This window comes from Pseudomonas sp. B329, from assembly GCF_023127835.1.
GTDB lineage: Bacteria > Pseudomonadota > Gammaproteobacteria > Pseudomonadales > Pseudomonadaceae > Aquipseudomonas > Aquipseudomonas synxantha_A.
Genome location: NZ_SPKP01000052.1, coordinates 240217 through 244336 on the forward strand (window position 1 = coordinate 240217; position 4120 = coordinate 244336).

Below are 4120 nucleotides of genomic sequence, written 5' to 3' on the forward strand. Positions count from 1 at the left end.
ATCGGCCATCACCGAGGTGTGCAGCAGTGCGTCGCCTTCGCGGGCAGCCCAGAGGTCTTCACTCATGGCTTAGGATCGAGCTGAGCGGCTATTGGGTTCATGCGTAATAGTCGATGAAGTCTTCCAGTGAAGACTGGACTGTATTTTTTCTGGAGGCGCTTTTGATTGATGGGATATGCGGCAATATGTTTGTTTTAAGTTCATTGGCCACTGAAGCCATGTCGTTATCGAGTGCTTCGACAGTGTTGTCCGACATGATGTCAAGCAGTGCGGCAAACAGTCGATACTCATCGCTGTCCGCCCGGTTGTCAGGATCCAACGGAGCATCATTCTGGCCTACCAAATAATCCAGAGGGTTGAATAGCTCAAAACCGAAATACTGATCGTCCGCCAGGATTATCGTGAAGTCCTTTCCAAGGTTGACTCGGGTGAGAGCCTCTTTTTTAGTTGGAGGGCGCATGAAGCAAGACAACTGTCGGCCAAGAGGATCAAATAGTCTGAGCATGGTCGGCAGAACGTTAAAGACCGGCTTATGAAGTTTGATGCGGCCGGTTATTGTTTTATCGATTCTGAAAATAGCCAGATGATTTTCTCCTGGTACGGAGAGCTCCAGGCAAGCCAGGTCGCCGTTTTCAGAGAATGAAAAGAGGTCCGAATTCTCTGAAATCCAATGCTCGGAGTTCGTATGCGGTTTGCGTGATGTGTCGAGGCGGACCACGGAAGAATTGGTGTCGAAAACCCATCTGACAGACGCATCCTCATAATAGAGTTGCGAGGTTTCTATCAATTCAATGTTGGGGGTGATCAGCATTTTTAAAAGTCTTCCATTCTCGTCTCTCCAAACTCATTCTGTTGTGTATAAATAAGTTGCATCTTCGGTAATATAAATTATGTTGCCGTTTGGGTACGACTCTACTGGCGTAATCAAGAGCTCACGAAGATCACCTGAGGCCTCGGCATTATCTAGGAAGCTCAATAGATCAGATTTTTGTGATTTGCAAAGTTTACCTCTGAAGATTTTTTTCTTGCCTTTGGTGATAAAATGGTTGTTGGCGACGTAGTAACAGTCTGAGGTTATAAAAGGTCGCAGCTTGGTCAATGAGTCAAGAACATGAGTGAAATTGCCCGACAGGACAGGATTGAGCATCATTAAAGAAATCTGCTCAATGTTTTCATTCGGGCCTAACTCGATTTTTTCGAGTGTTTCAAATCGATATTCATTTTTCATATCAATTCGGGACGTCATAAAAAATATGACCATCCCCTCCATTGTTGTACCACTTGATGTGCGGTGTATCTCCAAAGCCGCCTTCTGGAGCCATATGTTGCTCATAGCCCTTGGGGTACTTCGCTACGCCGTCGGCGCGCGCGCTCTGAGTATGGGCCTTATAGCGGTTCATATTACCTTGCGATTCTTTCAGAAACGCTTTGGCGTCCGAGCTTGATTTTACCTTGACCTGAAATTTTTCACCGTTAGCCATGGCTGCCCTGTTATCCAGGACGGCCTGCTTCCACTCCTTGGAGCCTTTGGTCAACGTGGGCATTTTCGAGGCTTTTTGGTTCAGCTTCCCTTTATAAGCGCCGCACGCCAATCCTTTGGGGTCAATCCAGCCCGAGGGGTTTTGAGCATATTGATAAAGGTTCAATCCGCCCGCCAGTCCAATCGGATCCGGCGTTATGAATCGTCCAACATCGGGATCATAAAACCTGAGCGTGTTGAAGTGCAGTCCGACTTCTCGATCCAGATATTGCCCTTGGAACCGCACGTTTTGCTCTTCCAAAAAAGAAGCTTCGTGCCACTCTTCTGAGGTATTGCCCCACACTCGGAAATGCGCCTGCCATACGATATGACCGTTGGCTTCCGTTAGCTGTTCAGGCATGCCGTTCAGGTCGTTATGGTAGTACCGCACATGTTGATGCTGGCCAGTGCCATCCACCCGTGCGATAGGCTCGTAACCGTCATCTTCATAGAGATAAAGGCTGGCCTGCCCGTTTCGATACTCCTTCAGCAACCGCAAGCCATCCCAGTCGAAGCGGGTTTCTCCCAAGCGAAACCCACGCTGATCATGTTCTGTTTTGCCAATACGCCGGCCCAGTGGGTCATACACCATCCGCACAAGCGTCTCCCGCTCGCCTTTCTGGTTACGGACTTCGATCAGTCGATGTTCGGCATCGTAGGCAAAGCGTTGTAAACCATGGACGGCGCTACGCTTTTCAATCATGCGACCAAAAGCATCGTATCGATAGCGCTTGTCTTGATAAGTGAGCAGTCGGTTATACCTTACCAATCCACTCTGCAGGGGAGCGTCGAGCAAGTTGGCGGCTGCGTCGTAAGCATAGGTTTCCCGATGACTCTGACGATAGCTGACCAGCACACGACCGGTACTGTCGTAACCCATATGTTCCTGATAGTCGTGTTGTCGATCGGTACGGCGGCGTCCAATCAGGTTGTCGCATGGGTCATAGCTATAGTCGGTCTCGACCAATGGTGGCAACTGCCAGGGCTGATCAATGCTGCGGCGCTGGCGTGAACGTACCCTGCCACTTCGATCATAGGCCGTATTCGTTTTGACTCGGCCCTGAGTACGCTGCACTTCGCGATGCAAGCGATCACGCTCGAAATCGCTAATGACGTGGCCGTCGAGATTCAACTGATGAAGATGGCCACTGCCGTAGTAAAGTCTGTTCAACCACCGTCCATCTGGCAATCCAGTTTGGATCAAGTTTCCTAACTCGTCGTAACGATGCTGCACAGATCCTGCAGAGCTTTGCTCCTCAAGTAGTTGCCCTAGCGGGTCATAGCTGAAACTGAGTGCCTGCTGGCAACCGTCAAGGGCAGTGAAGGTGATTCCCACCAATTGGTCACGCAGATCATGCTCAAAAACTGTGGTTCCGTCGGCGGTGATTTTACTGGTCAGGCGTCCTAGTGGGTCCCGCTGGAATTGATGCCTGATTGGAGCCACCGGTTCGCCTTCGATCCCCGGCAGATAGTCCAAGGCCACAACCTCAGCCAATGGATCATAGGTATAGCAGCGTCGACTCAGGTCAAGGTCTTGTTGTTGGATCAGGCGGTTGGCCGCGTCCCATTCGAAGTGGTAGCTTTCGCCATTCTCATTGGTCAGTTTCAGCAATCGGCCATAGGCATCATGATCGAACATGACCGTGCGGTTATAAGCATCCCAACGTTGTTTGACCTGACCGTGCAGGTTGTAGGCATAGCGCGTGGAGCTGCCGGCGGGGTCGATATAGGCCGACAGATATCCATTGGCACTACGTTGAAATTGCTCTATGCGACCATCCGGTAGCAGGCACTCCAGAAGTAGTCCCTGGGGATTGTACCGATAGCGCACGGACTCCCCTTCAGCATTAATTTGCGTCACTTGATTGCCGAACGCGTCGTACTCATATCGAGTGGGATAACCCGAGCAGTCCACTTCTTCGACCAGTTGGCTCCATTCGTTCCAATGCAATGTTCTGGTTTTTTCCGTCGCATCGATGATGCGTACCGGCTGGCCGAAACCGTCATAGACATAGCGCGTACGGTTGCCCAGGGGGTTGATTTCCTCGATGCAGTTACCACGTTGGTCGTAGCGGTAATGCCAGCTGTGGCCCGCAGTGTCGGTTTCCACCTCGGGCAATGCCCAATGCGCCAGCCACTGCGTGCTGCTGGTTCTGGACAGTGGATCAATGACGGCGCTCAGGTTGCCGGACGCGTCATAGTTGAAACGCCACTGGCCGTTTTGCGGGTCAATCGCACCGAGCAGTTGGCGATCTTCGCTCCATTCAAACTGCCACGTATGGCCGAGGTTATCGACGTAGCGAGTGATCTGGAACTGCGGGTTCCAATGCCGCGTGCTGACGCGCATCAACCCATCGGTTACGCGTGTAATGCCCGCATCCAAGTCGTAGTCAAAGGTGTATTCATCACCCGCATCTGTCCAGTGCCGACTGACGCGCCATTCCGGGCCGTTTGGCCCAGGTACTTCAACCCATTGGTAGAAGCAACGCAGACCACTCGCCAATTGGTGCTCGACCATGCGTCTGCTGCTGTCGTAGGCAAAGCGCCGTAGGGTTGTGCCTTGGGCATCCAATACTTCGGCAAGATCGCCGTTGCTGTCAT

Annotated in this window: 3 protein-coding genes; all 3 read right to left on the reverse strand. The window is 51.6% G+C overall.

Features of this window, described 5'->3' with window-relative positions; genetic code table 11:
* Positions 1-97 precede the first annotated feature (97 nt).
* Positions 98-811 (reverse strand): hypothetical protein, encoded by a 714-nt coding sequence (locus E4P00_RS23085; RefSeq protein ID WP_078822649.1) that lies wholly within the window; start codon positions 809-811, stop codon positions 98-100.
* 33 nt (positions 812-844) lie between these two features.
* Positions 845-1228, reverse strand: coding sequence for a hypothetical protein (locus E4P00_RS23090; protein ID WP_248133137.1), 384 nt, complete (start codon positions 1226-1228; stop codon positions 845-847).
* A gap of 1 nt (position 1229) precedes the next feature.
* A partial coding sequence (locus E4P00_RS23095; protein ID WP_248133138.1) for an RHS repeat-associated core domain-containing protein occupies positions 1230-4120 on the reverse strand: 2891 nt, incomplete at its 5' end.

Coding starts and splice junctions, on each gene's coding strand:
- E4P00_RS23085 (WP_078822649.1), bottom strand. CDS start 811: ATGCTGATCACCCCCAACATTGAATTGATAGAAACCTCGCAACTCTAT.
- E4P00_RS23090 (WP_248133137.1), bottom strand. CDS start 1,228: ATGAAAAATGAATATCGATTTGAAACACTCGAAAAAATCGAGTTAGGC.